This window comes from Cupriavidus sp. R6-3 (assembly GCF_059772245.1).
Genome location: NZ_JCBAJO010000409.1, coordinates 1 through 2,195, shown reverse-complemented (window position 1 = coordinate 2,195; position 2,195 = coordinate 1). Strand labels below are relative to the sequence as shown.

The following is a 2,195-nucleotide window of genomic DNA, read 5'->3' as shown; positions in this document are numbered from 1 at the left end:
CAGGCTGCGGCTCGCCGCCTCGGTCGCTTCCTCGATCGCGGCGCGCGCGGCCGGCAGGTCGAGTTCGTCGGCGTGCTGGCGCACCTGGATGCGCGCCGCGGCGACATGGGCCGCGACCAGGTAGTTCTGCACGATGAAGCGGTTCAGGTTGTCGACCGCGCGGTGCCGGCTCCTGGGCTCGTCCAGCATGCGCTGGAACGAGCCGATCAGCGCCGACAGGCTGTCCATGAACTGCTTGCGCTCGACCCGATAGGCAAAGTCGTCGCGCGTCAGCCCGAGCAGCAGATCGCGCGTCGCGGCGATATAGCGCCGGTTCGCATTCAGCACGTTCTCGACCAGTGCCGGAATCGCGCGATATTCCCAGCTCGGCAGCACGAAGCTGAAGATCGACGCGATCACCCCGCCGATCACGGTATCGACCAGCCGCTCCCCGACCACCGTCGAGCCCGGCATCAGCAGATTGATCTGCACCAGCACCTGCACGCAGGCCGCGATCGCGGTGTAGCGGTACTTGATCGTGACGAAGGTCGCGCTGGCCACCAGCGAGACGAACAGCACAGCCAGCAGCACCAGCGGTTCGTGCACCACGCGCAGGATCGCCAGCGCGATGATGCAGCCTATCAGCGTGCCGATCAGGCGGTCGTTGTAGCGCTGCTTGGTCATGCTGAAGTTCGGCTTCAGGATGACGATGATGGTCAGCAGGATCCAGTAGCCGTGCGAGGCGTAGGGCAGATGGCTTGCGACCACCAGGCCAGCGGCGACCGCCATCGTGACGCGCAGCGCGAAGCGGAACACCGGCGCGCGCCAGTGCAGGTTGTCGCGCAGCACGCGCCATTCGTAGCGCTGGCGCGTCAGGAACGGCGTCATGTCGGGGCCGGGCAGCACCTGGCGCGGCTCGACCGGCGTGCGCGAGGCCACGTGCAGCTGCTCGACCAGCGCGATCGCGCCCTTGATCATGTCGAGCGTCTCGCCCAGCGCCGTCATCGCGGCCGGGTCGATATGGTGGTGCCGCAGCATCGCGATCTCGTCGGCGACCGCGCGCAGCGCCTCGCGATAGTCGACCTCGGCATACGACGGCCGGCCGCGCGTCACGTCGTAGGCGATCGCCTCGACGTCCTCGCACATCAGCCGGATCAGCCGCCGCAGCGCGTCCAGCACCGGCGTGCCGGCGAAGGTCTGGCGCAGCAGCGGGTAGTCGGTATTGGTCGACAGGATGTATTCGTACAGGTCAAGCATCCGCAGATGGACCTGCACCAGCAGCCCGTCGTGCGGTGTGCGGTTGCCGCGCAGCACCAGGTCGCGCGCCGCCTGCTGCCGCTCCGCGACCACGATCTGCTGGCGCACCAGCGCATTGAACTGCTCGTCGTAGTCGTTGCCGGCATCGTAGAAGCCGGCCTTGATCTCGAGGTAGCCGGCCAGCTCGTACAGCGACTCGGCCAGGATCTGCTGCTTGGTGCGCCGCTCCATCAGCCAGCTGACCGCCATCGCGTACGCCATGTACGCCGCCGCGCCGGCGCCGAACAGCAGCGCGTGCTCGATCGCCCGCCGCACGACGAAGTCCTCGCTCAACGTCAGCGTCATCACGAACAGCGTCGAGAACTGCAACGGCATGGTCTTGTTGCCGTACACCGTCATCATGCCGGCCAGGAAGGTGACCAGCACCAGCACGACCGGCAGCACGCGCGGGAACGGCGTCACCAGCGCGACGATCAGCGTCACCGCGGTACACAGCAGCACGCTGGCCAGCATCTCGTTGAACTTGTGATTCACCGGGCTGGGCAGGTCCATCAGGCTGGTACACAGCGCGCCCATCGACACCACCATCGCGGTCGGCAGGTCGGCCAGCTGCAGCGCGATCAACGTCGCGCCGATGACGCCCGTCGCCGATCGCAGCCCGCGATAGACGTAGTGCGAAAAAACGAAGGTGCGGGGATCGTGGGCGTATTGCATGCGGGGGCGGCGGGCGGCTACGGCGGACGAACTACGGCGGAAGGCCGGGCCGGTAGCTTACTGGCCCAGCCAGCGCGCGCGCAATGGATGGCGGCCGCGCTGGCGCCGATCGTCGCCTTCCTCGAGCTGCAGGCGATATTCCGTCGCCGGCTCCGGCGCGAAGGTGACCGGCAGCACGTGCAGCTCGTCGCGGCGGAACAGGTGGCAAGGCACGGTGTCGCCGGCGCGATAGCGCGCCAGCAGCT

General features: G+C 67.9%; 2 protein-coding genes. Both read right to left on the bottom strand.

The genetic code is table 11. The annotated features are described in order from the left end of the window. A partial coding sequence (locus tag AC6EI8_RS26190; protein ID WP_498383347.1) for an FUSC family protein occupies nt 1-1,950 on the bottom strand: 1,950 nt, incomplete at its 3' end. A 57-nt stretch (nt 1,951-2,007) separates the two neighbouring features. Then, a partial coding sequence (locus AC6EI8_RS26185) for a hypothetical protein (protein ID WP_498383346.1) occupies nt 2,008-2,195 on the bottom strand: 188 nt, incomplete at its 5' end.